Source organism: Achromobacter sp. JD-1 (genome assembly GCF_038594925.1).
GTDB lineage: Bacteria > Pseudomonadota > Gammaproteobacteria > Burkholderiales > Burkholderiaceae_B > Achromobacter > Achromobacter spanius_C.
Map to the genome: position 1 here is coordinate 200,451 of NZ_JBCGCS010000007.1, position 25,830 is coordinate 226,280.

At 64.1% G+C, this 25,830-nt stretch carries 21 protein-coding genes and 1 pseudogene; 14 read left to right on the forward strand and 8 right to left on the reverse strand.

Going from position 1 to position 25,830, the window contains the following annotated elements:
* Window positions 1-23 precede the first annotated feature (23 nt).
* Both kch and WBR68_RS13575 read right to left on the reverse strand, forming a co-directional pair.
* Window positions 24-1,235, reverse strand: a complete 1,212-nt coding sequence (gene kch / locus WBR68_RS13570; RefSeq protein WP_127185811.1) for a voltage-gated potassium channel protein — start codon at window positions 1,233-1,235, stop codon at window positions 24-26.
* Window positions 1,236-1,697: 462 nt separating this feature from the next.
* The gene (locus tag WBR68_RS13575; protein WP_050449440.1) at window positions 1,698-2,510 is read right to left on the reverse strand and encodes a winged helix-turn-helix domain-containing protein; all 813 of its coding nucleotides are present in this window, start codon (window positions 2,508-2,510) and stop codon (window positions 1,698-1,700) included.
* 618 nt (window positions 2,511-3,128) lie between these two features.
* Between WBR68_RS13575 and WBR68_RS13580 the strand changes: the two are divergent.
* Window positions 3,129-3,323 (forward strand): annotated as a pseudogene (locus WBR68_RS13580) (helix-turn-helix domain-containing protein); the annotation flags it as partial.
* Window positions 3,324-3,353: 30 nt separating this feature from the next.
* Window positions 3,354-3,527, forward strand: a complete 174-nt coding sequence (locus WBR68_RS13585) for a hypothetical protein (protein ID WP_230694560.1) — start codon at window positions 3,354-3,356, stop codon at window positions 3,525-3,527.
* Here WBR68_RS13585 and WBR68_RS13590 read toward each other — a convergent pair.
* A complete protein-coding gene (locus WBR68_RS13590) occupies window positions 3,508-4,659 on the reverse strand; it encodes an acyltransferase family protein (protein WP_050449442.1) in 1,152 nt (383 codons plus the stop codon). The two genes, WBR68_RS13585 and WBR68_RS13590, sit on opposite strands and share 20 nt — an antisense overlap.
* Before the next feature lie 307 nt (window positions 4,660-4,966).
* Here WBR68_RS13590 and WBR68_RS13595 point away from each other — a divergent pair, with 307 nt between their 5' ends.
* From WBR68_RS13595 to WBR68_RS13610, 4 genes are read left to right on the forward strand one after another with little or no spacing between them, the layout of a single operon-like run.
* Complete coding sequence (locus tag WBR68_RS13595) at window positions 4,967-5,497, forward strand: META domain-containing protein (RefSeq protein WP_050449443.1); 531 nt, start codon at window positions 4,967-4,969, stop codon at window positions 5,495-5,497.
* 16 nt (window positions 5,498-5,513) lie between these two features.
* Window positions 5,514-6,032, forward strand: a complete 519-nt coding sequence (locus WBR68_RS13600) for an META domain-containing protein (protein WP_050449444.1) — start codon at window positions 5,514-5,516, stop codon at window positions 6,030-6,032.
* Window positions 6,032-6,244 carry a hypothetical protein gene (locus WBR68_RS13605; protein WP_157055504.1) on the forward strand — a complete coding sequence of 71 codons (213 nt, stop codon included), beginning with the start codon at window positions 6,032-6,034 and terminating at the stop codon, window positions 6,242-6,244. Before WBR68_RS13600 ends, WBR68_RS13605 begins: the two co-directional genes overlap by 1 nt.
* A complete protein-coding gene (locus tag WBR68_RS13610; protein ID WP_230694517.1) occupies window positions 6,213-6,950 on the forward strand; it encodes a sulfurtransferase in 738 nt (245 codons plus the stop codon). The genes WBR68_RS13605 and WBR68_RS13610 overlap by 32 nt, the downstream gene beginning before the upstream one ends.
* Window positions 6,951-7,012: 62 nt before the next feature.
* Here WBR68_RS13610 and metG read toward each other — a convergent pair whose 3' ends face one another.
* Both metG and WBR68_RS13620 read right to left on the reverse strand, forming a co-directional pair.
* Window positions 7,013-9,079: a methionine--tRNA ligase gene (metG, locus tag WBR68_RS13615; RefSeq protein ID WP_050448105.1), complete on the reverse strand. Its 2,067-nt coding sequence runs from the start codon at window positions 9,077-9,079 to the stop codon at window positions 7,013-7,015.
* A 257-nt stretch (window positions 9,080-9,336) separates the two neighbouring features.
* On the reverse strand, window positions 9,337-9,612 hold the full coding sequence (locus WBR68_RS13620; RefSeq protein ID WP_050448114.1) for a hypothetical protein: 276 nt from the start codon (window positions 9,610-9,612) through the stop codon (window positions 9,337-9,339).
* Window positions 9,613-9,713: 101 nt separating this feature from the next.
* Between WBR68_RS13620 and apbC the strand changes: the two genes are divergently transcribed.
* From apbC to dcd, 4 genes are read left to right on the forward strand one after another with little or no spacing between them, the layout of a single operon-like run.
* On the forward strand, window positions 9,714-10,802 hold the full coding sequence (gene apbC / locus WBR68_RS13625) for an iron-sulfur cluster carrier protein ApbC (protein WP_230694518.1): 1,089 nt from the start codon (window positions 9,714-9,716) through the stop codon (window positions 10,800-10,802).
* Window positions 10,803-10,805: 3 nt separating this feature from the next.
* Complete coding sequence (locus WBR68_RS13630; RefSeq protein WP_230694519.1) at window positions 10,806-12,701, forward strand: autotransporter assembly complex protein TamA; 1,896 nt, start codon at window positions 10,806-10,808, stop codon at window positions 12,699-12,701.
* Window positions 12,698-16,426: a translocation/assembly module TamB domain-containing protein gene (locus WBR68_RS13635; RefSeq protein ID WP_446697886.1), complete on the forward strand. Its 3,729-nt coding sequence runs from the start codon at window positions 12,698-12,700 to the stop codon at window positions 16,424-16,426. The genes WBR68_RS13630 and WBR68_RS13635 overlap by 4 nt, the downstream gene beginning before the upstream one ends.
* 42 nt (window positions 16,427-16,468) lie before the next feature.
* Complete coding sequence (gene dcd, locus WBR68_RS13640) at window positions 16,469-17,032, forward strand: dCTP deaminase (protein WP_050448101.1); 564 nt, start codon at window positions 16,469-16,471, stop codon at window positions 17,030-17,032.
* Window positions 17,033-17,063: 31 nt separating this feature from the next.
* On the opposite strand, the gene WBR68_RS13645 is transcribed toward dcd, so the two are convergent.
* Window positions 17,064-17,918: a GNAT family N-acetyltransferase gene (locus tag WBR68_RS13645; RefSeq protein WP_230694521.1), complete on the reverse strand. Its 855-nt coding sequence runs from the start codon at window positions 17,916-17,918 to the stop codon at window positions 17,064-17,066.
* A gap of 166 nt (window positions 17,919-18,084) precedes the next feature.
* Here WBR68_RS13645 and WBR68_RS13650 point away from each other — a divergent pair, with 166 nt between their 5' ends.
* A complete protein-coding gene (locus WBR68_RS13650) occupies window positions 18,085-19,326 on the forward strand; it encodes a GGDEF domain-containing protein (protein ID WP_230694522.1) in 1,242 nt (413 codons plus the stop codon).
* A 52-nt stretch (window positions 19,327-19,378) separates the two neighbouring features.
* Here WBR68_RS13650 and WBR68_RS13655 read toward each other — a convergent pair whose 3' ends face one another.
* Window positions 19,379-19,897, reverse strand: a complete 519-nt coding sequence (locus WBR68_RS13655) for a GNAT family N-acetyltransferase (RefSeq protein WP_050448112.1) — start codon at window positions 19,895-19,897, stop codon at window positions 19,379-19,381.
* Between the two features lie 114 nt (window positions 19,898-20,011).
* Between WBR68_RS13655 and WBR68_RS13660 the strand changes: the two genes are divergently transcribed.
* The 3 genes from WBR68_RS13660 (at window position 20,012) to WBR68_RS13670 (ending at window position 24,191) form a co-directional block, all read left to right on the forward strand.
* A complete protein-coding gene (locus tag WBR68_RS13660) occupies window positions 20,012-20,464 on the forward strand; it encodes a hypothetical protein (RefSeq protein ID WP_230694523.1) in 453 nt (150 codons plus the stop codon).
* Window positions 20,465-20,703: 239 nt separating this feature from the next.
* Window positions 20,704-22,965: an arginine/lysine/ornithine decarboxylase gene (locus WBR68_RS13665; RefSeq protein WP_050448098.1), complete on the forward strand. Its 2,262-nt coding sequence runs from the start codon at window positions 20,704-20,706 to the stop codon at window positions 22,963-22,965.
* 23 nt (window positions 22,966-22,988) lie between these two features.
* Entirely contained in the window at window positions 22,989-24,191 is a 1,203-nt protein-coding gene (locus WBR68_RS13670; protein ID WP_230694524.1) for an NAD(P)/FAD-dependent oxidoreductase, read from the forward strand.
* Window positions 24,192-24,203: 12 nt separating this feature from the next.
* Here the strand turns inward: WBR68_RS13670 and WBR68_RS13675 are convergent, their stop codons facing one another.
* On the reverse strand, window positions 24,204-25,688 hold the full coding sequence (locus WBR68_RS13675; protein ID WP_083447444.1) for an SPFH domain-containing protein: 1,485 nt from the start codon (window positions 25,686-25,688) through the stop codon (window positions 24,204-24,206).
* Window positions 25,689-25,830 lie beyond the last annotated feature (142 nt).

A 25,830-nucleotide genomic window follows, 5' to 3' on the forward strand; every position in this document is an offset into this window, starting at 1 on the left:
AGGCAACGCGGCCGGCAACATCATCAGGCGGGTTTGGCCTGCGGTTCTACCTTGGCGAAGAACAGGTCCGCAATGGCCTGGCCGTCCATGGGTTCGCCATTGATGGCGCGCGCCAGTAACTCCGCGCCCAGCAACTGCACCGAAAACACCAGGTCCGGCTGCACGCGGCGGATCTTCTCCAGGTGCTTGCTGGTGTTGACCAGCGCCACCGTCTTCGCGCCGCCCTCGCCCGTGGCTTCCTTGGCCGCCAACACGATGAATGCGTTTTCGGCGTCGTCGTCGCGCAGCGCCAGCACGTAGCGCGCGCGGGTCACGCCGGCGCTGTGCAAGACTTCCACGCTGGACGGATCGCCTTCGATCAGGTCCGCGGCGGCGGGATATTCCTGCGGGCTGCCGGGCGGCACGATCACCGTGACTTCGTCGCCCCGGCGGCGCAGTCCGGCATAGACGCTAAGCGCCAGCGGAGTCGCGCCCGCGATGATGATGTGGTTTTTTCTCATGGCGGTGGAGAATCTGCCTTTGACGAGCCGTTTCAGATTGCCGCCGATTACCGGGCCGGCAATCGCGCTGATGGACGTGGCGAATACGGTAATGCCAAGAATGATAATCGACGCGGTGAACAGCCTGGCCGTGATGCTGTGTGGCGTGATGTCGCCATAACCGACCGTGGACATGGACACGATGGAGAAGTAGAACGCGGTGCCCATGTCCTGCACCGGCGGGTTGAACTCGTTGCCCAGGTAGAGCGTGCCGAAGACGGCGTAGATCAGCAGAGACACCACACTGACCAGGGCGAACAGCGAACCCGCCGTGACGCTCGCGCGGTCAAAGCGCCGCCAATAGACGATCAGCGCAATCAACAGCACCAGCGTGTACACGCCCAGCCCCGCGCGCCCGGCCTCGCCAAGAATCGCAAAGGTGCCGATACCGATCAGCAGCACCAGTGAAAAGGCCCACGCGATCCGCGCCTTGAGAATCAGGCCGATGGCAATCACTTGCAGGCCCACGCCCAGCACCAGCCGGGGAATCTCCAACAGCCCGACCACCCGCATCACTTCATGCCAGTTGTCCAGCGCAAGCCAAAACGAATATTCGCGCGCGCGCACCTCGCGCAACACGGGGTGCATGAAGGCATAGCCGTCCAGGGCGACCAATATGGCCAGGCACCAGTTGGGCGAAAACAGCGCTCGCAGTTTCTTGAGCCGGCGTGACAGCGACGGGGAATTCAGGGGCATTGGACTGATCCTTTAGTCCGCATTTTAGGACGATGCGACGAGAGGCCCTGCTATATCAAATAGGTATGGAAGGCTATCAACAAAGAATTACTGGTTTCGCGGCCCAAGTCATAAACTCCGTTCATCACGCGGCTATCGAAGTGGAAAACCGCTGATGTGGATGGCAGGCCAGCCAGCAGTCAGGGCCGGCCCGACATCCAGGCGTTGATCACGTTGCAGCTTGCGCGGGGACTAGAGACCCGGCGCAGGTTCACGGTCGGACCGTGCGTGAGCAGTATGAGGCACGAATGTTGGAATCGCGTGATCCAGGTAGAAGGCATCAGTGCCGGCTGATGACTCCGGGTTCACGTGTTGTTTTAGCGCGGCGTCTTACCTCTCGGGGGCAGCGCCGCGTTTTTTTATCTGCTTTTTGCCCGTCTTCTTTGTGTTCAACGCTGAACACGCCAGGCCATTCGAGCCGACTCAGTTGGCCGCGTCCGCGTCCTCGGTTTCGCGGCGCCATTCTTCCAGCCCGTCTTGGCGGCTGTCTTCCCCCGAAGTCCGATAGTCCAGGTCCAGCGTGATGTCCGCGGCAAACATATAGCCCCAGCCGTGCACGGCGCGGATCGGCAACGTCATCTGGTTGGCGGCCGCCTTGCGCCGCAGGCGGCTGATCATCACGTCCACGAAGCGTCGGCGCGTGATGCCGCTGTCGGCCTCTTCGGCCCCATCGGCGTAGAAGGCGTCGCGGCTGACCTTGCGATCGGGCGCGGTCACCAGCCGCGACAGGAAATCCCGTTCGCCGGTGGTCAGGCCCAATGTGCGGCCTGTCGGGCTGATCAATGTCCAACCCTTGTTCGCCAGCCGCCAGGCTTCCTGTGCGGGTTCTTCGGTGTGTGCCTCGGCCGCGGCTTCCATGCCGTCCAAGCCCACCGCGCGGCGTACCAAAGCCTGGAGCGCCGCCGCCAATTCCAGCCCTGTGACGTCGGGCGGCAGGCAGGCATCCGCGCCGCAGAGCAGCGTGCGGATGCGGCTTTCCGCGTCCGTGAATGCGGCGATCGCCACGATGCCCAAGCCTCGGTCGACCGCGCGTAAACGCACGGCGGCGTTGTGGATATCGGAAAGTGGCGCGTCCAATACCACCAGGGGACTGGGACGGCGGGAATAGCGATCGTAGACGTCGATCAGGTCGTGACAGCGGCGTACGCAGAAGCCCAGATGAGATAAGGCGTCCACAAGCCTTGTGTGCTTGGCATCGTCATTGCCAAGGAAAATGACATCCAGCGTGTTATTCATTGATGCTTCCAATGAGAGGCGCGGCCCGAAGCGGCGGGCCATGACGAGACCGTCCGGCGGTGTTTTTTGAATGGGGGCGAGGAATCCGGCCGGTTGCTTGTCCCATGCTGGCCGCCAGGGGCCGGTGGACCAAATGCCGTCTTGAAGTCACGCCCGTGTTTCATTTAAACACGGGCGTGTTTTTTTGTGAAGATACGTTTCTGTAGTTTCTGATGGTAACCGCAGGAGGGGGCGTCCCTCTGGCGAAGGGCTTGAAACGGTGATTGTTTTTCCGCGTTGTCACATGCCCTGCAAGGAATTATTAAGTATTACCGATACATTATTTTCTATTTTGCATACCTGAAGGCTAATAAACTCAAGCCCCGAATTTTTTTGCCCAAGGTGCCAGTCGTACTTCCGACGCCGACGGGTTGTACCTGGTGGGCGGCAGAGTTAAGTCAATGCCAGATATGGGATTTTTTAAAAATATGGGGTGCCGGGCAGGGCGGCCCGCGCAACTGGCGTCAGCGGGAAAGCGCACGAATAGTGCGATTTACGGATTAACCCGGGAATTGGGGTGCAATCCGTTTATTTGGCGGTTGTATTGAGATGTTTTAATTAATAAATAATTTCAGATTAATGTCTCAGGTTGATCGATTGGACACGTTTAGCCATCGTCTGCGCAGCGCAAGAATGCTTCAGGGATGGACTCAAAAGGACTTGGCGGTCGCAAGCAACCTCTCTCAGAGCGCTATCGGCAACTACGAAAGCGGGCAGCGCCTGCAACCCTCCAGTGATGCCCTCATCAAATTGACCCGCGCCTTGCGGGTCAGCCCGATGTGGCTCAGCACCGGAGAAGGTCCGATGCTGAATTCTGGCTACACCGACCCGGCCGCGACGGCCGAAGGCGGTATTTCCCCGCAACCCGCCTGGCCGTTTGAATCGGTGTCGTACGCCACCTATTCACGGTTGAGCTTGCAGGAAAAGCGGCAGATAGAACTGGTGCTGGCCGCCTATATCAAGGCACGCGGCGAATAGTCCCGATGGGCTGCGGCGCGTTTTGGGGCCGCCGGCGGGCATCCGGCGCCGGTATCGGCGCGCCGGCTTGCGGCTTGCTGCGCAGGCGGCTGCGCAAGCGTTCCACGGGGTCGGCGACCAGGCCGTTCAACAGGGCTGAAAATCCGATGCTGCCCGCAATCACCAGCGCCGCGAAGAGCGTGGGCTGATGCGTTTCAATGTCGTTGAGCAGCCAGCCGAACACCAGGATCACCAGCGAATGGCAGATATAGATCGGGTAGCTGAGTTCACCGATCGCTTTGTCCAGCCGATGCCGCGATTGGAACAGGAACGCCAGGGGCATCAGCGCGGCGAACAGCAGCACGGCCAACCCGTCACGCACGGTGGGGTTGATGCTGATCGAAAAGTGCAGCAGCGTGTAGGCGAACAGCACGGCAGTCCCTATTTCCGGCAGACGGCTCACGCGTCGGGTCCAGGCCTTGAACAGCGGCAGCAGTACCTGGTGCGACAGCGAGCCGATCAGGAACAGCGCCAACTCGGTGGGAAAGAAGCGGTAGGTCCAGGGGTCGCTCAGCCCAATGCCGGTTGCGATCAGCACACCACGTAGCGCCAGCGAAGCAACCAGCAAAGCCAGCAGCCGGCGCGGCGAACCCAGCACAAAAGGCGCCACCAGATAAAAGCTCATCTCGACGCCCAGGGTCCAGGCCTGTGGCACCAGCAAGCCCTGATACAGCGGCACGTCGCTGTTGGCGAAGCTGCCCGTGAAGGCCAGGGCCGAATGCTGGATGCCGAAGAACATCAGCCAGTCCTGGCCGAAGATGAACACGTTGGACAGCAGCAGGAACAGCTCGGCCGAAAAAGGCAGGGCTTCATAGATGCGGAAAAAGGCGCCGCCGCTCAGCACATGGGCGGCAAGCGTCAGCGCCGCCACGGTCAGGTAGATGGGAAACAGCCGCAGGAAGCGATTCGCGTAGAACTTGCCCGTGGCACCCTGGTAATTGTCGGTGGCGGTCAGTACGTACGAAATCAAAAATCCCGAGATCACATAAAACAGTTGCACCGCCAGCCGGCCACCGACCAGATTGTCGGTGTAGCTGCCACCCAGATGATCCAGCACCACTGATAGCGCCAGTAAGGTTCTTAAGAAGCCCATCGCCGTGTCTCCCCGGTAGTCTTGTTGTTTGCGGCCCCCTCGGACCGGACACCTGCGTTGCTTGATGCGTCGGTAATCGACTTGCTTTCCTGTGCTTGCAGGGCGGTCGGCACCCTTATCTGGAATGATTCTGCGCGTCGGCTGAAGCCGCCGCCATGCGGCATTCGATGCAGTTGGCTGCGTCATCGGTGTGAGGCGGCGGACGCGGCTTGCTGCTTTTGGATACCGCTGTAGGGGGGAGATACGAGGACGACACGGGGCTGGCCCGGTTACAGTCGGGGGGTCGAAACCTTCAGGAGCCCTACCCATGCTTACCCATCTGTCTTCGCGTTGTCGGCTGCTATGCCTGAGCCTATTGGCGGCGACCTTGGCGGGGTGCGCGGGGTCCAACGGAGGTGCGCGCCCGCAAGGCGCCGCCGCGGCCAATGCCGCCACCAGCGCGGACTCACTGGCCCAGACCAGTTGGGAACTGGTCCGCTGGGCGCAGCCCGGCGGTGTCTTGCGTGATATTCCCCACGGTGACAACGGCGAACCGGTGCGGCTGACGTTCCTGGCCCAAGGCAAGCAGTACCGGGTCAATGGCTTTGCCGGATGCAACCGCTACATGGGTTCCTACAAGCTGGAAGGCGGCAAGCTGTTCATCAACGCGCCGGCCACCACCCGCATGGCCTGCGTGCCGGCGGAACGCGCCAAACTCGAAGCCGACTACCTGCGCGGGCTGAGCGCCATCGATACCTTCACGCTGGACAGCGGCGGTGCTCCGCGGCACCTGACGTTCAACCTGCGCGGCGGCGACGTGCTGGAATTCGAGCGCCGCCAGGATCCTCCCACCCCCTGATTCCGCGAGGCCGTTCATGCCCTTTATCGCTTCTCTGCGCAGGCTGGCGCCGTGCCTGTTATCCCTGGGCCTGGCCGCCTGCGCCGCACCGCCGTATCGCGCCGCGGACGGGCAGGACCCGCGCTTTCAACCGGCGTCGGCGTCGGACGTGCTGGCACAGACGGGGTGGGACCTGGCTCGCTGGACGCTGCCTGGCGGCGGCCTGCGCAGCATCCCGCATCCGTCATCGAATTCCCGTCCGCTGACGGCCAGCTTCGTCCATGTGCAGGGGGCCCCAATCCTGTCGGGCTTTGCAGGCTGCAACCAGTACAGCGCGCCCTACACGGTGGCCAACGGCCAACTCATCGTGCGTGCGAACCCCGTGGCCACCAGGATGGCCTGCGCTGCGCAGACGATGAAGCTGGAGCAAGACTTCCTGGCTGGCCTGACGCGCATCACCGCAATGTCGCTGGACAACACCAACAACCCGCAGCGCATGACCTGGGTATTGAGCTCGGGCGACACCCTGGACTTCGGCCGTCGCGCGGATCCGTGATGCCCCTCAAGCCGGCGGCGGATGCCTCGTCCGCGCGCCGGGAGCTGAATGCCGTGGTCGAGCAGGAAACCGTCCCCTCATTTGAGCCGGATCAAGCCGTGGCCAGCCTGGCGCCGGGCGGCGCGGCCCGCGCACCGATTACTATTACGGGCTTCGCCGTCCGCTTTTCATCGCTTTGCCATGACTTCCGTTGTCAATATCGCCGCTTATAAATTTGTCTCGCTGGATTCCCTGCCCGACCTGCGCGCCCGCCTGCTCACGGTGGCTGGGGACTGTGCGCTCAAGGGCACCATCCTGCTGGCCGAAGAGGGCATCAACCTGTTTCTGGCGGGCTCGGCAGAGGGTATCGACGCTTTCCTGCAAACGCTGAGCGCCGACCCCCGTTTTGCCGACCTGGAAGTCAAGTTCAGCCACAGCGACGCCGTGCCGTTCCGCAAGCTGTTGGTGAAGATCAAGCGCGAAATCATCCGCATGGACCACCCCACCATCCGCCCCGAAGCGGGCCGTGCGCCCGGCGTGGACGCCAAGACGCTGGCGCGCTGGCTCGCGCAGGGCGCCGACGACGCTGGCCGGCCTGTGGTGATGCTTGACACGCGCAATGCCTTCGAAGTCGACGAAGGCACATTCCATAACGCCATCGACTGGCGCATCGAACGCTTCACGCAGTTTCCCGCCGCCGTCCAGGCGCACCGCGCCGACCTCGAAGGCAAGACCGTCGTCAGTTTCTGCACGGGCGGCATCCGCTGCGAAAAAGCCGCCATCTACATGAACGAAGCGGGTATCCAGAACGTGTACCAATTGGACGGCGGCATCCTCAAGTACTTCGAGGAAACGGGCGGCCCGGGGTATGACGGCAAATGCTTCGTCTTCGACGAACGCCATTCGCTGGATCCGGGGTTGGCGCCTAGTCAACGCTGATTACCATCAGACGATAAAAAACCCGCCGATTGGCGGGTTGTTGCTGGGCTAGCGCATCCCGATCAGCGCACGCGCATGCCGGGCTTGGCGCCGGGGAAGGGTTCCAGCACGTAGATGCCGGCATCCACCGCTTCGTCGGCGTGGCTGGCGGCCAGCACCATGCCTTCGGATACGCCGAACTTCATCTTGCGCGGGGCCAGGTTGGCCACCATGACGGTCAGCTTGCCGATCAGGTCTTCCGGCTTGTAGGCCGATTTGATGCCCGAAAACACGTTGCGATGACGGCCTTCGCCTACGTCCAGCGTCAGGCGCAGCAGCTTGGTCGAGCCTTCGACGTGCTCGCAATTGACGATCTGCGCAATGCGCAGGTCAACGCGGGCGAAATCGTCGATGGAAATGGTCTCGGCCAGCGGTTCGCCGCCGGGCACCACCACCGGGGCGGCGGGCGGCTCGAACAGATCTTCCAGCATTTGGGGTTCCACGCGCTGCATCAGGTGCTTGAACGGCGCCACGCGTTGCGGCAGCACGGCGGCGTCTGCCCAGGTGAACGGGGCCTGCGCGCCAAACAGTTCAAGCGCCACGCGTTCGGCCAACGACGGCAGCACCGGGGCCAGCATCACGGACAAGGCCTTGAAACCCGCCAGCGAACGCGAGCAGATGTCTTGCAGCGCCGCCTTTTGCGCGTCGTCAGCGGTGGCCAGGCCCTTGGCCAGCACCCACGGCTGGGCCGTGTCGAACGCCTGGTTGATGCGGTCGGCATAGGCCATGATTTCGCGGATGGCGCGGTTGTATTCGCGGGCTTCGAACGCGGCGCGGATCGATTCGGCCTGTTCGGCGTATTCGGCCGACAGCGCGGCGGTGTCGCCGGAATAGCCCAGCACGCCATCAAAGTGCTTGGTGATGAAGCTGGCGGCGCGGCTGGCGATGTTGACGTATTTGCCGACCAGGTCACTGTTCACGCGGGCGATGAAATCTTCCGGGTTGAAGTCCACGTCTTCGACGCGGGCATTCAACTTGGCGGCGATGTAATAGCGCATCCACTCGGCGTTCATGCCCAGTTCCAGATAGCGCAGCGGCGAAATACCGGTGCCGCGGCTCTTGGACATTTTTTCGCCGCTGACGGTGATGAAGCCGTGCACATTCACCTGGTCCGGCGTCTTGCGGCCGGCGAACTTCAGCATGGCGGGCCAGAACAGTGCGTGGAAATAGACGATGTCCTTGCCGATGAAGTGGACTTGTTCGGTGCTGCCACTGGGGTCAAGCAGGGCGTCGAAATCCAGTCCCTTGACCGCGCAATACGACTTCAGCGACGCCAGATAACCGACGGGCGCGTCCAGCCACACGTAGAAGTACTTGCCCGGCGCATCGGGGATTTCAATGCCGAAGTAGGGCGCATCGCGAGAAATGTCCCAGTCGCCCAGCTTGGCCTCGCCGTCTTCGGCGCCGAGCCATTCACGGGTCTTGGCCAGCATTTCGGGCTGCAGGTGCTTGCCGCCGTTGGCATTGGCCCCGGTGGTCCATTGCTGCAGGAATTCCACGCAGCGCGGGTCCGACAACTTGAAGAAAAAGTGGTCGGACGATTTCAGTACGGGCGTGGCGCCGGTCAGGGCCGAATACGGGTTGATGAGCTCGGTGGGCGCATAGACGGCTCCGCACACCTCGCAGGAGTCGCCGTATTGGTCCTTCGCATGGCACTTGGGGCATTCGCCCTTGATGTAGCGGTCGGCCAGGAACATGCCCTTGACCGGGTCGTAGAACTGCTCGACGGAGCGGGTTTCGATCAGGTCCTGGGCACGCAGCGCGCGGTAAATGTCTTGCGACAGCGCGACGTTTTCAGCGGAATCGGTGGAATGCCAGTGGTCGAAGCGGATGTGGAAACCGTTCAGGTACTGCGGGCGTTCGGCTGCGTAACGGGCCACCAGCGCCTGCGGCGTGATGCCTTCTTTTTCGGCCTTCAGCATGATGGGCGCGCCGTGCGCGTCATCCGCACCCACGAAATGCACCGTGTGGCCCGCCATTCGCATCGAACGGACCCAGATATCAGCCTGGATGTATTCCATGATGTGGCCGATGTGGAAGGAGCCGTTGGCGTAGGGCAGCGCTGTGGTGACAAAAAGGGTGCGAGACATGGTTGTCGACAGAGGTGGAAGGAAAAAGGGGATTGGCGGCCATTTTAGGGCAATGGCGAAGTCTTGCCCCTGATGCGCTCCGATAACGACTCAACCCGCCGGTCGCAGGGTTGCGATTCGGGCGGGTTGAAGAGAAGCGGTCAAGAGCAAGCGGCCAGAGCGGAGCGCCGGCGCCTGCGGCATGCAGGCCCCGCGGGCGCATCGTGCAACGGCAAGCTTGCGCCGCGTGCGGCGCAAGCCATTATGCAACGCTGCCGTTAGCGGATTTCGCGGGCTTCGACGTCGATCACATCGCCACGCGGCTGCGTGGCGAAAGGGGCGGTGGCGGACTGGAATGGACCCGGTCGGGCGCCTTGGCGTTGGCTCCAGTAGGCGCGGACGCCGAAAGGTTTGCCACGCACCTTGGCGACCACGTACAGGATCGCCACGGCAAGCGCCGTGGAGAGCATGAAGACCAGCGCCATCGCCATGCCAATCAAGGCCAGGGCGGCGAATAGGACGGCACGGAAGAAGCGGATAAGTGTGTTGGTCATGAAGGTCGGATGCAAAACGCAGCGAAAGGTTCCCGCGTATCCGCTATCCTTTAGGGGATGGCGGCCCGCAAAAGCCGCGCTGCCTACGGAACCATAGTGACATGAGTATAACGATAGAAAATATCCGCGCCGCCCTGCGCGTCGCGCGCGACCCCAACACGGGTTTGGACCTGGGCGTTTCTGTAAAAGATCGTGACATCCAACTGGCGGGCGCCCGCCCCGCCGTGACGCTGGAACTGGGTTATCCCGCCGACGGCGTGCGCGACGACGTCGCCGCCATTGCCGCCGCCGCCCTGGCCGCCGCTGGCGTGCCCGACGCACAAATCACCATTACCTGGAAGGTTGCCGCGCATGCGGTGCAGAAAGGCCTGAAGCCGCTGCCCAATGTGCGCAACATCATTGCGGTTGCCTCCGGCAAGGGCGGCGTGGGCAAGAGCACCACCGCCGTCAACCTGGCGCTGGCCCTGGCGGCCGACGGCGCCAGCGTAGGCGTGCTGGATGCCGACATCTACGGCCCCAGCGTGCCGACCATGCTGGGCATTTCCGGCCGCCCCGAAAGCCTGGACAACAAAAGCATGGAACCGTTGACGGGCCATGGCTTGCAGGCCAATTCCATTGGTTTCCTGATCGACGCCGATTCGCCCGCCATCTGGCGCGGCCCCATGGTGACGCAGGCGCTGGAACAATTGCTGCGCCAGACCAACTGGCGCGACCTGGATTACCTGATCGTCGACATGCCTCCGGGCACGGGCGACGTGGCGCTGACGCTGGCGCAGAAGGTGCCGGTGGTTGGCGCGGTGATCGTCACCACGCCGCAGGACGTGGCATTGCTGGACGCGCGCAAGGGCCTGCGCATGTTCCAGAAGGTGGAGGTGCCGATTCTGGGCGTGGTCGAAAACATGGCCATCCACATCTGCTCGCAGTGCGGGCGCGCCGAACATATCTTTGGCGAAGGCGGCGGCCAGCGCATGGCCGAGCAGTACCAGACGCCCTGGCTGGGCAGCCTGCCCTTGACGCTGGCCATCCGCGAACAGACGGATGCCGGCAAACCCACCGTGGTGTCGGACGCGGGCAGCGAAGCCGCCGCGCTGTATCGCGGTATTGCGCGCAAGCTTGCGGCGGGCGTCGCGACGCTTCCGCGCGACATGGCCGGAAAATTCCCGTCCATCGTCGTCCAGCAGCCGACGTGACGCATGCGGTGGGCAGCACGCGCCTTTCTGGCAGGACTCTGCGTGGTGTCGGGCGAGGCCCTGGCCAAGCGCCCGGAAATCATTGTGGACCCGGGGGGCGTGCCCCCCGCCGCGCTGACGGCGATCACCCAGGCGGTTGACGCCATTGCGCGCTTGGCCGAGGACCAGGACGGCGGTGAAATCAACCGGCTGCGTCGTCGCGCGCGCGACGCCACGCTGGCCGCGCTGGCCACGCAGGGGTATTTTTCACCCAAGGTGACGTTGGAAGCCGGCACCGACATCGGCGGGGAAACCTGGGATATCGGCATTGTGCCCGGCAAGCGCACCACCGTTTCGTCCGTGGACCTGAAATTCACGGGCCGCATCACGCGGCCTGAATATGCCCAGCGCGTGCAGAGATTGCGCGACGACTGGCAGCTCAAGGCCGGGCAGCCGTTCATCAACAGCGATTGGAACCGCGCCAAGTCGACCTTGCTGGACGACGTTTCCACGCGCGATTTCATGCTGGCGCGCATGACGGCCTCGCAAGCCGACATCATGGCTGACACGGCCACGGCCAACTTGCACGTCACCATCGACAGCGGCCCCCAGGTCCGCATGGGCGAACTCAACACCGAAGGCCTGAAGCGCGTGCCCGACAAGCTCGTCCAGCGCTACGTGCGCTATTCGGTTGGCGCGGCCTATGACCAGAACCGGCTGGACTCCTGGCAGCAAGACCTGCAATCCACCTCCTTCTTTCGCGGCGCGTTCGTGTCGCTGGAGACACCCGGCAGCGCGCAGTCGCAGGCGAGCGACGTGAATGTCGATCGAGCCCGTGCACCAGGCTCCACCGACCTGGACGCGGCCACGCCGGCGGGCGACCCGTCCGTATCCGGCGCCGTCCCGCCTCCGCCGCCCACCTTTGATTCCGACGGCGAAGTGACCCTGCCGGTGCAGGTGCGCGTGGTCGAAGCGCCACCCAAGCGCTTCACGGCGTCGATCGGCTTGGACGACGAAGCGGGCGTGCGGGTGGAATCGCTGTACCGGCAGAACGTGGTGTTTGGCCAGCCCGTCACCATGGAAACCGGTTTCGGCGTGGACCGGCTGCGCCAACGCGCCTACGCCGACTTCCTGCTGCCGCCGACCGAGCGCGGCTACAAGGATTCAATCGGCGTCCTGGCTGACCATTCCGACATCCAGGGCCTGGAAGTGACGCGCTATGCCCTGGGCGCCACGCGCTTGCAAGAGCGCAAGGGCGCGGGCGACAGCCGGGTCGAATACGAAACCCGTTGGGGCATGTTGCTGGCGCAAGATCACGTGAAGATCGACGGCGGCGACGAATACACCTTGCCCACGCTGACCGCCACGGCCGAATGGCTGCGCCGCGACGTGGACAACAAATACAACCCGCGCGAAGGCAACCTGATCGCCGTGGGCGGCGGCGTGGGCGTCACGCTGGACACCGGCGAGCCCTATACCCGCGCCCGGCTGCGCGCGCAGAAATGGTGGCCCATCGGCAAGCTGGACGTGCTGACGGTACGCGGCGAGGTCGGGCGGGTGTGGTCCAGCAGCAAGGTGCAGGTGCCTGACGACTTCGGCTTTCGCACGGGCGGCGCGCGGTCCATTCGCGGCTACAAGTACCAGAGCATCGGCTTGCAGCGCGACAACGCGGTGGTGGGCGCGCCCACGCTGGTTGTCGGCAGCATCGAATACGACCACTACTTCGACGAGCGCTGGGGCATGGGCGTGTTTTTGGATGCCGGCGATGCCGCGGAGTCGTTTGGCGATATGTCGCTGGCCCTGGGCTACGGCGTGGGTGCGCGGGTGCGCACGCCCGCTGGCCCGCTGTCCCTGGACGTGGCTTACGGTCAGCGCGAGCGCGACCTGCGCCTGCACTTTTCGTTGGGGATCGCGTTTTGAGGATGTTGCGCAAATTTCTGCGCCAGGTGCTGGTGTGGTGGCTGCCCGGCGTGGCGATGCTGCTGTTGTTGGCCAGCGGCTTTCTGTTCTGGCTGGTGGGGTCGCAGAACGGAACCCGACTGCTGTTGACGACGGCTGCCCAACAACTGGACGGCCAGGCGCTGGACGTTCACGGTTCGCTGCTGCGCGGCGTGACCGTGGGCAAGCTGGACCTGGATGTGGGCGGCGGTACGCACATCGACGTCACCGAGCTGCATCTGCGGGTGAATTGGCGCGCGCTGGGCGACCGGCGACTGCATGTGCGGGATGTATCGGCGGGGTCGGTGCGCGTGGCGTTGACGACCCAGGCCGACGCGCCTGCCCCCGAGGATGACGGCGAACCGTTTTCGCTGCCGTCGCTGCCCGTGGATATCGCCGTGGACCGCGTGGCGTTGGGCGACTTCCTCTTGGAGCAGGACGGTCAGCCCTTGCCGGTCACGCTGGGCGACCTGAGCGCCACGTTCGCGGCCGGCAAGCAGGGCGCGCAGTTGCGCATTGCTTCATTGCGCGTCGGCCACGAAATGGGCGAGGCGCAGGTCTCGGGCGAGGCCGAGCTTCAAGGCATGGCGGACCCCTGGCCCTTCGCCGCGCGCCTGGATGTGACCGCGCGCGGATCTGGCCCCGAATCCCCCTTGTGCCAGGCGGACAAATTAAGCGGCATGGTGGCCGCAAGCCAGACGGCAAGCGGCGAGCAGGCCGATGCCAAGTCGCCCAAGTCACCGCCCGACCCCAAAGCCAAGTCCGACCCCAAGCGCCAGGCCGACGCCAAGACCGGGGCGGCGGCATCCGCCAAGGGCGAGGCCAAGCCTGTCGACTCGTCCCAGTTGGCAGGGCCGCCGCCGCCCGCCTGCCAAGTCATGTTGCGCGCCGATGCCGCCGGGTCGATGGATGGTATCCAGGCCAAGCTGGATGGCGACGGCTCCGGCTTGCTGCTGAACGTGGTGGCCGACCTGGCGCCGCGCACGGCGTTGGTGTTGCGCAGCGCGCGGGTCAACGTCCAACTGCCCGATAAATCGGCCTTGGCCGCGCAATTGGACCTGCAATCCAACCCGGCGCAGCAGGGGGCGGGCCGCGACCGCATCGCGGGCACCATCAGCGCGCAGCGCCTGGATTTGGCACCCTGGCTGGGCGAGTCCATTCCGCCAGCCGTGCTGACCGTACGCGGCGACGTGCAGGCCGATATCGAAAACCTGAGCCAGTTGCGTCACGCCGCCGTTGATCTGCGCTTTGAAGACGGCACCCGTTGGAACAAGCAGCCTCTGACAGGCAGCGTCAAGGCGCAAGTGGATATTGCCGCGGCAGCCCCCACCACCACCCCGTCCTCCACCGCTGACCCGCTGGCCGGGCTGCGCATTCACGGCCTGGACGTGGATCTGAAACTGGGCCGCAACCGCATTCAGGCATCGGGAGAGATGGACGCCAATGACGGCGCCCTGACCTTGGACGCGCAAGCCCCGCAGTTGGACGCTTTCTGGCCCGGCATCCCCGGTGGCGCGGAACTCAAGGGCAAATTAGCCGGCACCGTGGCCGCGCATCGCGGCGAACTGAGCGCTGGCTATACGCCCGCCCAACCACGCGCCGGTGTCCTGGGCCAAGCGCCCGTCAGGGCCAATATCGTCTTTGCCGGTGGCTGGGGCAAAGGCCCGGCGGGCCAGCCCGACTCGGCGCTGGTTGGCTGGCGCGGCACGTTTTCCCGGCTGACGGCTGATACCGCCGGCTTCACCGTGGCGGCTGACCGTCCCGTGTCCTTGGCCTATCTGCCCTCGGCTGTACACCCGCAATGGCAATGGCAGGTCGGGCAGACCGTGCTTGGCATCACCTTGCCGGGCAAGGAGCGGCTGACCTTGGCGCATCAGGGATCGCGCGGGGGCGGCAAGCGCTGGGAAACCGCCGGCCAGGCCGACAACCTGGTCATTACCGCCGCCATGGCCCGCCAGCTGATAGGCGCCATCGACCCTGATGCCGCCAGCAAGCTGGGCAAGGGGCCCGCTCGCGTGAACGCCATGGTGCCCGAGGGCCAGCGCCGCATCGCGCTGGATGTGCTTTGGGACCTTAAATTCGACGGCAGGCTGGCCGGCAAGGCCCGCATCGCTCGTCGCGAAGGGGACCTGTTGATTCCCGGCGACCCGCCCATCCCGCTGGGTTTGAAGGCATTGGTGCTGGACCTGACCGCCACGCCTACGTCGCCGAATGCCAGCCGTCTGGATGCCAGGCTTAATCTGGCCACCAACAAGATGGGCACCGTCAATGGCACCGGCACGGCGGTGCTGCGCATGGACGCCAAGGGCGGCATGGCGCTGGACGAGCGCCAAGCCCTGCGCGCCAAGCTTGACGCCGATATTGCCGACCTGGCCTGGGTCAGTCTTTTCGTGGGTGACACCATGGAAGTGGGCGGGGCGGTCAAGGCCAACATCGACGTCCAGGGCACGCTGGCCGGCAAGTGGTCGGCCACCGGCAACATCCGTGGCGACAAGCTGCGCGTGGTGCGCATCGACGACGGCGTGCGCCTCGTTGACGGCACGCTGGCGGCGCGGCTGGATGGCCAGCGGCTGGTGCTGGACAGCCTGCGGTTTCCGGCGGCGCTGCGCGTGATGCCGGCCGAATGGCGCACCAAGGAATGGATCACGACCAACCCCGGCGCCAAGGGCGGATACGCCGAGGCCAGCGGTCAATGGAACATCATGGACGGCGGCGGCAACATCAAGTTGACGCTGTATCGCTTCCCGGCGCTGCAACGCTCGGACCGCTACGCCATGGTCTCGGGCACCATCAACCTGACGGCGGCCATGCCGCGCATCGATATCGTGGGCGACCTGAAAGCCGACGCCGGCTGGTTCAGCCTGGAAATCCTGCAGGGCGTGCCGTCGCTGGACGACGATGTGAAAGTCATCCGTGCCGGCGAGGACAGCGCCACGGTGTCCACGCCGCTGCAAACCAGCATGAATCTGAAGTTCGACATGGGACCGCGCTTCTACATCACCGGCATGGGGCTGGACGCCGGCCTGCTCGGCTCTATCCAGATCCTGCTGAACGATGGCCGCTTGACGGGCGTGGGCGCCTTGCGCACGCGGGGCGGCGGCATCGAGGCCTATGGCCAGAAGCTGCGGCTAACCCGTGGCACCCTGACGTTCCAAGGCCGGCTGGACAACCCGATACTGGATATCGAGGCGCTGCGCACGGGCGAACAGGTGGAAGCCGGCGTCAAGGTGGTGGGCACCGCCCAGCGTCCGCGCATCGACCTGGTGTCCTACCCCGAAGTCAGCGACGTGGAAAAGCTGTCGTGGCTGCTGCTGGGTCGGGGGCCCGACGAAAGCGGCAGCGACGCGGCCCTGCTGGTGTCGGTGGGTACCGCGCTGCTGGGAGGCGGGCAGCCGTTCTACAAGCAGTTCGGGCTGGACGACGTCAGCGTGCGCACCGGCAACATCGGCAGTTCAGGCAGCATCCTGCCCGACCGCACCGTGGCGGGCAACGTGAACCGGGACAGCAACAGCCAGTTGGCCACCCAGTTCCTGGTGGCCAGCAAATCGTTCGCCAACGGCATTACGCTGAGCGTCGAACAGGGGCTGGCGGGCAGCGATACCGTGGGCCGGGCCAGTTACCGGTTGGCGCGCGGGCTGTCGGTGGACCTGAAGGGCGGATCAGTGAACGGTATTGCCCTGGTCTACCGGACGTTCTGGGGGAACTGAGTAAAATGGCCCCCACTTCACCCCTTTAGCACCATTGCCACCATGAGCATCAAAAGCGACCGCTGGATCCGCCGCCAGGCCGACGCCGGCATGATCGAACCCTTTGAACCGGGCCAGGTCCGCACGGCCAATGGCGGGCGCATCGTCAGCTACGGCACCAGCAGCTACGGCTACGACGTGCGTTGCGCCGACGAATTCAAGATCTTCACCAACATCAATTCCACCATCGTCGATCCCAAGAATTTCGACGAGGGCTCATTCGTGGACTTCAAGGGTGATGTCTGCATCATCCCGCCGAACTCCTTTGCCCTGGCCCGCACGGTGGAATACTTCCGCATTCCGCGCAGTGTCCTGACCATCTGCCTGGGCAAGAGCACCTACGCGCGTTGCGGCATCATCGTCAACGTGACGCCGCTGGAACCCGAATGGGAAGGCCACGTCACGCTGGAATTCTCGAACACCACGCCGCTGCCCGCCAAGATCTACGCCGGCGAAGGCTGCGCGCAGATGCTGTTCCTGGAAAGCGACGAAGTCTGCGAGACCTCGTACAAGGATCGTGGCGGCAAGTACCAGGGGCAGCGCGGCGTGACCTTGCCGCGTACCTGATGGGCGGCGCTGACGAATCAAGCCTGATTCTTCAGCGCGTTTGCCCGCCCACCGGGCGCAGGTATGCAATATCCCATTCGGTCTCGCCAGCCTGAACGAAGCCGTGCCGACGATAGAAGCGGTTGGCGTCGCTACCCCGTAGCGCGCCCACGCTGACCGGCAACCCTTGGCGGTCGGCGTCTGCCAGAATGCCTTGCAGGACGCGGCCGCCCAGGCTCTGGCCCTGCGCGGCGGGCACCACATACAGGTGGTCCAGCCGCAAACCCTGGCCATCCGGCCGCAGGGCATAGAACCCCAGCCGTTGTCCGCCCCGTTCAATCCACCAGGTGCAGTCCGGGTGGAAATTGTCGCGTAGCCGCGCGCGCGCCCGGTCGGCGTCAAAGCGGCCCACCCGTTCCAGGCTGTCGCGCATGGCCGCGACGCGTATGTCCGCCAGCGCATCGAAATCCGCCGCCGCGACGGGCGTGATCCGCACGTCGGTGTCTTCCACCAGTTCGTCATAGCCCCGGCCCAGGAATTGCAGGATGCAAATGCCGTGGCCGTAAGGGTCGCTAAGGTGTGCGATGCGGCCCCACGCGTGGGTTGCCGCGGGGTCTTCCAGACGCGCTCCGGCGGCCACGGCCTGATCAACAGCGCGGTCCACGTCCGGCACCACCACGTCCAGATGCACGGGTGTCCAGTGGCGCGCGTAGTCCCGCCATTGCGGCACGGCGCTGGTGGCGCGCGTGCCCGCGGCTTTTTCAAGCAGGTAGATGGGGGCGCTGGCGCCGAGCATTTCCGCCGCTTTCGGCCCCAGTCGTCGGTGCAGCGTCAGGCCGAAAGCGCGCTGATAGAAGTCAAGCGCATGCTCGAGATCGGGCACATCGATATTGATAAGAAGCTGCATGGGGCGTTCCGGAGTCAGGCGGTTGAAAACCATATCACGCGGAGAGATCGGCGGCGGTGTTGGGTCGTATGCGCTAAAGAACCCACGCCCGCGACCGTAAAAAGAATATGTGTGTTTGCCGATTTGGCGACGTCATCTCTGCAAGCTGAGCAAGGCCCCGACCCCCGTGCGTTACCCCCATATTCCCTGGCTGCCCCTGTTGTTTTACCCCGCGCTGCCAGTGGCCGCCGCGGTTGCGCTCTTGTTGTGGCGGGAATGGCCGCCGGCGCTCACATTGATCGTGCCGTTCGTGCCCTGGGTGATGGCGCTGATTGGCGCGGCGATCTGCCTGATGTACCAGCGTTCGCAGACGATGGCGCTGATGCTGTGCGTACTGGCCGCCACCGTGATGTGGCCAACGCTGGCGCGTGAAGCGCCCTGGGCGCTGGGGCCCGCGCTGGCCTGGTGGGCGGTGGCTTACACCATCAACGCGCTGTGGGCGGAACGTTCCAGCATGCTGCTGGACCTGGCCTTGCGTGTTGGCCTGATTGCCATCGGCGTGGCCGGCATTGCTCTGATCGGCAAGGACGGCCTGGTGGAAGTGTTTGGCACCCTGGCCGTGCAAGGCAAGCTGGCGCGCCTGGGCGTGCCGATCGAAGCGCTGGTGGCGCTGCTGGGCACCGGCCTGACGCTGACTTTGCTGCTGTTGCGTTACGGGCGTCCTCAGCAGGCGGGGCAGTGGCTCGGTTTCGTGTGCATGGCATGGGTGTTGCCGCGCGGCGAGCATCACCCGATTGAACTGGCCCTGATGTCGTCCGCGGCGCTCACCGCGCTGTGCATTTCGCTGGCACACGAAGGTTTTCACATGGCCTTTCGCGACGAGCTGACCGGCCTGCCGGGGCGGCGCGCGCTGAACGAGCGCTTGCAGCGCATGGGCCGCGTGTACACGCTGGCGATGGCCGATGTGGACCATTTCAAGGCGTTCAACGACACCCATGGCCACGACGTGGGCGATCAGGTGCTGCGCATGGTGGCCTCGCAATTGCGGCGCGTGCCGGGCGGCGGCCAGGCCTATCGCTATGGCGGCGAAGAATTCACGCTGGTGTTTCCCGGCAAGACGGCGGCCGAAAGCATGCCGCATCTGGAAGCGGTCAGACGGGCCATCGAGGCGTATCAGATGCGTTTGCGGGATAAGCCGGCGCGGCCCAAGGCGGACCAGCTCGGCCAGCGTCGGCGCGGTGCGCGTGGTGGACGCAATGCGCGACCGATGCGTGTCACCGTCAGCATCGGCGTGGCCGAGCGGGGCGACGCCTTGCGCGCGCCCGAAGCGGTGATCAAGGCGGCCGACCAGGCGCTGTACAAAGCCAAGGATGGCGGTCGCAATCAGGTGTGCGCCTATGGCGCGCGGCGGCGCGGTTCGGCGGCCTGACTGGGGCGGTCGGATCTAACGGCGCCTGACCCCTCGCCCTGGGCCGAGCGGGCTACTTGCCGTCGAGCGGCAGCGCCATCAATGTCTCGTCGTACAACTGGCCGTTCACGCACAGGGATTCGCGCTCCTTGCCGTATTCCTCGAATCCCAGGCTGGCATACAGCGATGCTGCCGCCGCGTTGTTGGCGGTGACGCTCAACTGCACCTGGCGGATGCCACGCATGGTGCGCGCGTGTGCAATGGCGGCCTGCATCAGCAAGCGGCCCAAGCCACGGCCGCGCTGCGCGGGCGCCACGTACATGCTCCAGATGTGCGCCTTGTGGCGCATCTTCAACTTGCGCTGGCGGCCCACGCCCACGATGCCCACCAGCGACTCATCGTCGAATACCCCGAACATCGCGCCATCGTTCTGCGGCGCGATCCACGCCTGGATATCTTCCAGTGTCAGCGTGTGTTCCTCTTCGTAACTTGATCCGAACGATTCGGGCGTTTCAATCAGCGCATCCAGGCGCAGGCGTCGTAAAGACGGGGCATCCGGGGTGGTCAGGCGTCTGACTAGCGTTGGGTTCATGGGCGTCAAGTGTTGGGAATAGGAAACGTTGGCGGGCTTTGCGGGGCAGTATAGGCAAAGCCGCCGCCTATAATCGGGCTATTGCCGCTTGCGGTTTTCACAAAGGAGCCAACGATGTTCGGTTTCCTCAAGATAAACCAGGACGCCAATCTCGACGAAGTGCAGGATGCGTTTGTCGAGCGAGTGGCGGACGCCGCGCAACACTTTGTAGACGTCGCCGAATCCACCGGCGTCGTGCTGGACTACTCCCTGTCCAGCGTCCATGCGCTTGATGACGCGCTAGAGGCCGCCCACCTGGGCAGCCTGCCCCTGACCCCCATGCAGACCGTCGGCGCCGCCGCCTACCTTTACGAGGTGGGTCGCCGCGCACACGGCGGCTTGTATGAGGTCTGCGACGACGACGATCCGGTCGTGCTTGTCTGCGGCGAACCTGGGGCTGAGGTCTGTTTTGGCGCCATCGCCAAGGTCGAGCGCCGCATTCGGGACGGGGCCGCCGAGTCCATCCCCGCCTATTTCGAGCTGTTCACCTCGGCCCTGCGGGCTGGTGAAGCTCGTACCATCCGGTAGGTTTTTTCCCCGGCAACCGTTGTCTCCGTGCCGAAAGCCGCCGCTTTTGGCGCGATGACAACGGCTGTTCGGCCCATCTGGGGATTTCCCGTAGGACTGAAAGAAAAACGGCCCTACAATTCGGCCATTCCCGCCTGTCGGCGGGGGCTCGCGCCGTCTGTCATCAGCCGGATTTTTACAAGCAGTACACTCGCGCCGCGTTATGCGACCGAACCCGCCATGCCCCCAGGAGCGCCTGCATGAAATTTCGCTTCCCCATTTTCATCATCGACGAGGACTACCGTTCCGAGAACGCGTCCGGTTTGGGTATTCGTGCCTTATCTGAAGCGATCGAGGCCGAGGGCGTCGAGGTGATCGGGGTGACCAGTTACGGCGACCTGAGTTCGTTTGCGCAACAGCAAAGCCGCGCCAGCGCCTTCATCCTGTCCATCGACGATGAAGAGTTCGACGTGGACTCGCCCGAGGACGTGGCCAGCGCGATCAAGAACCTGCGCATGTTCATTGGTGAACTGCGTTTCCGCAACGCCGACATCCCCATCTACCTGTATGGGGAAACGCGTACGTCGGAACACATTCCGAACGACATCCTGCGCGAGCTGCACGGCTTCATCCACATGTTCGAGGACACCCCCGAATTCGTGGCGCGCCACATCATCCGCGAAGCGCGCAGCTACGTGGATTCGCTGCCCCCGCCGTTCTTCCGCGAGCTGGTCAAGTACGCGCAAGACGGTTCGTATTCCTGGCACTGCCCGGGCCACTCGGGCGGCGTCGCCTTCCTGAAGAGCCCCGTGGGCCGCATGTTCCACCAGTTCTTCGGTGAAAACATGCTGCGCGCCGACGTCTGCAACGCCGTGGACGAACTGGGCCAACTGCTGGACCACACCGGCCCCGTGGCCGAGTCCGAACTGAACGCCGCGCGCATTTTCCACGCCGATCATTGCTTCTTCGTGACCAACGGCACGTCCACGTCCAACAAGGTCGTGTGGCACGCCAACGTCGCGGCCGGCGACGTGGTGGTGGTGGACCGCAACTGCCACAAGTCGATTTTGCACGCCATCACGATGACGGGCGCGATCCCGGTGTTCCTGCGCCCCACGCGCAACCACCTGGGCATCATCGGCCCGATTCCGCTGGAAGAATTCCACCCGGACAACATCCGCAAGAAGATCGAAGCCAACCCCTTCGCGCGCGAAGCGGTGAACAAGAATCCGCGCATCCTGACGCTGACGCAAAGCACGTACGACGGCGTCATCTACAACGTGGAAATGATCAAGGAACAGCTCGGCAGCTATGTCGATACGCTGCACTTTGACGAAGCCTGGCTGCCGCACGCGTCCTTCCACGAGTTCTACCAGGACATGCACGCCATTGGCCAGGACCGCCCGCGCAGCCAGGACGCGATGGTCTTCGCCACGCACTCCACGCACAAGCTGCTGGCCGGTATTTCGCAGGCCTCGCAGATCATCGTGCAGGAATCCGAGACCCGCAAACTGGACCGCAACGTCTTCAACGAGGCGTACCTGATGCACACGTCGACCTCGCCGCAGTACGCGATCATCGCGTCGTGCGACGTGGCCGCCGCCATGATGGAACCGCCCGGAGGCACCGCGCTGGTCGAGGAAAGCATCCGCGAAGCGCTGGACTTCCGCCGCGCCATGCGCAAGGTGGAATCGGAATTCGGCAAGAACGACTGGTGGTTCAAGGTCTGGGGCCCGAACCGCCTGGTGTCCGAAGGCATCGGCAACCGCGACGAATGGATCCTGGAAGCCAACGACCACTGGCACGGCTTCGGCGAAATGGCCGAAGGCTTCAACATGCTGGACCCGATCAAGGCCACGGTCATCACGCCGGGGCTGGACATGTCGGGCAGCTTTGGCGAAACCGGCATTCCGGCCGCGCTGGTGTCCAAGTACCTGACCGAGCACGGCGTGGTGGTTGAAAAGACCGGCCTGTATTCGTTCTTCATCCTGTTCACCATCGGCATCACCAAGGGCCGCTGGAACACGCTGTTGACCGCCTTGCAGCAGTTCAAGGATGACTACGACCGCAACCAGCCGCTGTGGCGCATCCTGCCGGACTTCTGCCGCGTGCATCGCCGCTACGAGCGCATGGGCCTGCGCGATCTTTGCCAGGAAATCCACGAAGCCTATCGCGCGCGCGACGTCGCCCGCCTGACCACCGAGATGTACCTGAGCGACATGGTGCCGGCGCTGAAGCCGTCGGACGCCTTTGCGCGCATGGCGCACCGCGAGGTCGAGCGTGTCGACATCGACAAGCTGGAAGGCCGCGTCACGGGTGTGCTGCTGACGCCGTATCCCCCGGGCATTCCGCTGTTGATTCCGGGCGAACGCTTCAACCGCACCATCGTGCAGTACCTGCAATTCGCGCGTGAATTCAACGAGCGCTTCCCCGGCTTCGAAACCTATATTCACGGCCTGGCCGATGAAGTGGGTCCCGATGGCGAAAAGCGCTACTACGTTGATTGCCTGATCGAAGAATAAGACCCGGCGGGTCTGGAGTCCTGATGTTTGATGTAGCCGTACTCGGCGCCGGCGCCGCTGGCATGATGTGTGCAGCGGTAGCCGGCCAGCGCGGCTTGCGTGTGGTGCTGGTCGACCACGCCGAGCGCCTGGCCGAGAAGATCCGCATTTCGGGCGGCGGCCGCTGCAACTTCACCAACATCGGCACCGGACCCGCCAATTTTCTTTCCGACAACCCACATTTCTGCCGCTCGGCACTGTCGGCCTATACGCCGCAGGATTTCCTGGCGCTGATGAAGCGCCACCACATCGCCTGGCACGAGAAGCATCGTGGCCAGTTGTTCTGCAACGATTCCAGCGAATCCATCATCGACATGCTGCGCGCCGAGTGCGACGCGGGCAATGTGCAGTGGCGCATGGGCTGTTCGGTGGCCGAGATCAGCCATGGTGAGCAGGGTTTCGAGTTGCGCACCAGCCAGGGCGTGATCCGCGCGGCCAAGCTGGTGGTGGCCACGGGTGGCATGGCGATCCCGCAATTGGGCGCCACCGATTTTGGCTTGAAGATTGCGCGCCAATTCGGCTTGAAGGTGGTCGAGCCCCGGCCCGCGCTGGTGCCGCTGACCTTTGACCCGGCCCAATGGCAGGCGCTGTCGGAACTGTCGGGCGTGGCGCTGGAAGTGGGCCTGCAAACGGGGCAGGGCAAGACCCGTGGTGAATTCCTGGAAGATCTGCTGTTCACCCATCGCGGCCTGTCCGGGCCGGGCATCCTGCAGATATCCAGCTATTGGAAGCCAGGTGAACCCATCGTCATTGACCTGGCCCCGGGCCGTGACCTGGCCGAAGAACTGCTGGCTTCCAAGTCGGGCAATCGGCAGCAATTGCACACCGTGCTGGCAGGGCTGTGGCCCAAGCGGCTGGCGGATCGTTGGCTGCATCTGGCGGAGCAGGGCGGCAAGCCCGGCCTTGCCGCGATGCGCCTGGCTGACGCGCCGGACAAGACGCTGCGGGCCTTGGCGCAAGACATCCATCAATGGACGCTGGTGCCCAGCGGCACCGCCGGCTACAAGAAGGCCGAAGTGATGCGTGGCGGTGTCGACACACGCGGCCTGGATCAGAAATCCATGCAGGCCAAGACCGCGCCCGGCCTGTACTTCATTGGCGAAGCCGTGGACGTGACCGGCTGGCTGGGCGGCTACAACTTCCAATGGGCCTGGGCCTCGGGCGTGGCCTGCGGCAAGGCGCTGTAAACCGCGCAGAGATCAGCGCTGCCGCCAGATTGCTCCTTCGGCCGTAGGCGTCGCAGCAGGCGGGGGCGTCAAGATTGCTTCGTGGGACATGGCAGCGGCTGCCACGGCGCCTAGTGTGGCGCTATCGGAAACTTCCTTGATCGCCTTGCCGGCTACCAGCGGGACGCCCAGCTTTTCAATCAGTGCGGCGCCTTCCGGTGTTTGCGCCAGCGCGGCCAACATGCCGGTCAGGCGTGTGCCGCCAGCGGGGGTGAACATGTCGCCCAGTGAGGCGACGCCGTTTTGCATATCGCCCGAATTGGCGATGACCTTCAAGTCCGCTTGCTGCATGGCGCGGGCCATTTCCATGCCGACATCCTTGCCTGACCGTACCTGTTCGATGCGGATGAGGTATTCCTGGTAGCCGGCGTTGCCTCCGATTTCTTTCGCCAGCTTGATTTGCGCTTCAACGGGCGCCACCTGCATGGCTTGCTCCGCTGACGCTTTTGCGGCGCCAAGCGCCGTTACCCCCTCGGCTTCCCGGGTGGCCGAGATCAAATCGCCTTCCGCCTTGGCAATTTGGGCTTCTTTTTCGGCGTGGGCGGCGACCACGGCAATCTGCCGGTTTTCTTCGGCCCTGACGACGGCAACATCGCGCGAAATTTCGGCCGTTTGTACGTCGCGCACTCGCTGCACCTCCATGTCCTTTCGAGCCGTGCTGACGGATTCGAATGCAATCGCCTGGCGCGACTTTTCTTCCGCGATGCCGACCTCGCGTTCGGTTTCCGCGTTGCGCATGCCGACCTGTTGGCGAGCGTTCTGCTGTTGAAGGTCGATTTCGCGCTTCATGGCGATTTCTTTTTCGGTTGCCGCGCGATTGTGTTCGGCCACTTCTTCACGGCTCTGGCGGTCTATGCGCGCCTTTTCGCGAGCCATGATCTGGTCTATCACTTTATTGTTCGCGCTGTCGCGGATGTCCATGAACTCGATGGTCTTGACGGTCTTGACGCCCCATTCGGCCAGTTGGGTGTCGACTGCCGCGGTAAAAGCATCGGCAAGCGTGCTTCGCGCCTGCATGATGTCTTCCAGCTTGTTCGTTGCCAGCACGCTGCGCACGGACCCTTGGACCACGTTGCGAAGCTGGTCGACCAGGACATCAAAGGTGGACACGCGTTGGGCGGCAAGCGAGGCGTCTTCGATGCGGAAGAACGCGGTGACGTCGACTTCGAACGGCAGCCGTGCCGCGTCATAGGCAGCGTAATCCTTAAGGTCGACCTGGAAGTTGCTTTCCGGGAACTTGGATACCGCCACGCCCCAGATCGGTACCCAGCTTGGCCAGTGGTAGTAGGTGTTGCCGCCCAACTTGCCGCGCCCGTAGGGCGTGGTCTGTTTGCTGGATTGCACGATGTGCACCATGTTGGTGGGCACAACGCGGCGCAGGGAAACGAGGATGAGTGCTACCAGGGGAAACAGGACTATCAGAGCGCTTGCGATGCTCGTGGTGGAAATTTCGATCATGTTTACGGCGGATACTCGAAGTTAAAGCGTCCGGGGTGGGCGCCCTAGGACTGCGGGATCATAGGACGGGACCATTCCGCGACTTATGACAATGTCGTTATTGTTTTATCAAATAAAAATACATATCATTTATGTTTTCGAT

Coding starts and splice junctions, on each gene's coding strand:
- kch (WP_127185811.1), bottom strand. CDS start 1,235: ATGCCCCTGAATTCCCCGTCGCTGTCACGCCGGCTCAAGAAACTGCGA.
- WBR68_RS13575 (WP_050449440.1), bottom strand. CDS start 2,510: ATGAATAACACGCTGGATGTCATTTTCCTTGGCAATGACGATGCCAAG.
- WBR68_RS13585 (WP_230694560.1), top strand. CDS start 3,354: ATGCTGAATTCTGGCTACACCGACCCGGCCGCGACGGCCGAAGGCGGT.
- WBR68_RS13590 (WP_050449442.1), bottom strand. CDS start 4,659: ATGGGCTTCTTAAGAACCTTACTGGCGCTATCAGTGGTGCTGGATCAT.
- WBR68_RS13595 (WP_050449443.1), top strand. CDS start 4,967: ATGCTTACCCATCTGTCTTCGCGTTGTCGGCTGCTATGCCTGAGCCTA.
- WBR68_RS13600 (WP_050449444.1), top strand. CDS start 5,514: ATGCCCTTTATCGCTTCTCTGCGCAGGCTGGCGCCGTGCCTGTTATCC.
- WBR68_RS13605 (WP_157055504.1), top strand. CDS start 6,032: ATGCCCCTCAAGCCGGCGGCGGATGCCTCGTCCGCGCGCCGGGAGCTG.
- WBR68_RS13610 (WP_230694517.1), top strand. CDS start 6,213: ATGACTTCCGTTGTCAATATCGCCGCTTATAAATTTGTCTCGCTGGAT.
- metG (WP_050448105.1), bottom strand. CDS start 9,079: ATGTCTCGCACCCTTTTTGTCACCACAGCGCTGCCCTACGCCAACGGC.
- WBR68_RS13620 (WP_050448114.1), bottom strand. CDS start 9,612: ATGACCAACACACTTATCCGCTTCTTCCGTGCCGTCCTATTCGCCGCC.
- apbC (WP_230694518.1), top strand. CDS start 9,714: ATGAGTATAACGATAGAAAATATCCGCGCCGCCCTGCGCGTCGCGCGC.
- WBR68_RS13630 (WP_230694519.1), top strand. CDS start 10,806: ATGCGGTGGGCAGCACGCGCCTTTCTGGCAGGACTCTGCGTGGTGTCG.
- dcd (WP_050448101.1), top strand. CDS start 16,469: ATGAGCATCAAAAGCGACCGCTGGATCCGCCGCCAGGCCGACGCCGGC.
- WBR68_RS13645 (WP_230694521.1), bottom strand. CDS start 17,918: ATGCAGCTTCTTATCAATATCGATGTGCCCGATCTCGAGCATGCGCTT.
- WBR68_RS13655 (WP_050448112.1), bottom strand. CDS start 19,897: ATGAACCCAACGCTAGTCAGACGCCTGACCACCCCGGATGCCCCGTCT.
- WBR68_RS13660 (WP_230694523.1), top strand. CDS start 20,012: ATGTTCGGTTTCCTCAAGATAAACCAGGACGCCAATCTCGACGAAGTG.
- WBR68_RS13665 (WP_050448098.1), top strand. CDS start 20,704: ATGAAATTTCGCTTCCCCATTTTCATCATCGACGAGGACTACCGTTCC.
- WBR68_RS13670 (WP_230694524.1), top strand. CDS start 22,989: ATGTTTGATGTAGCCGTACTCGGCGCCGGCGCCGCTGGCATGATGTGT.
- WBR68_RS13675 (WP_083447444.1), bottom strand. CDS start 25,688: ATGATCGAAATTTCCACCACGAGCATCGCAAGCGCTCTGATAGTCCTG.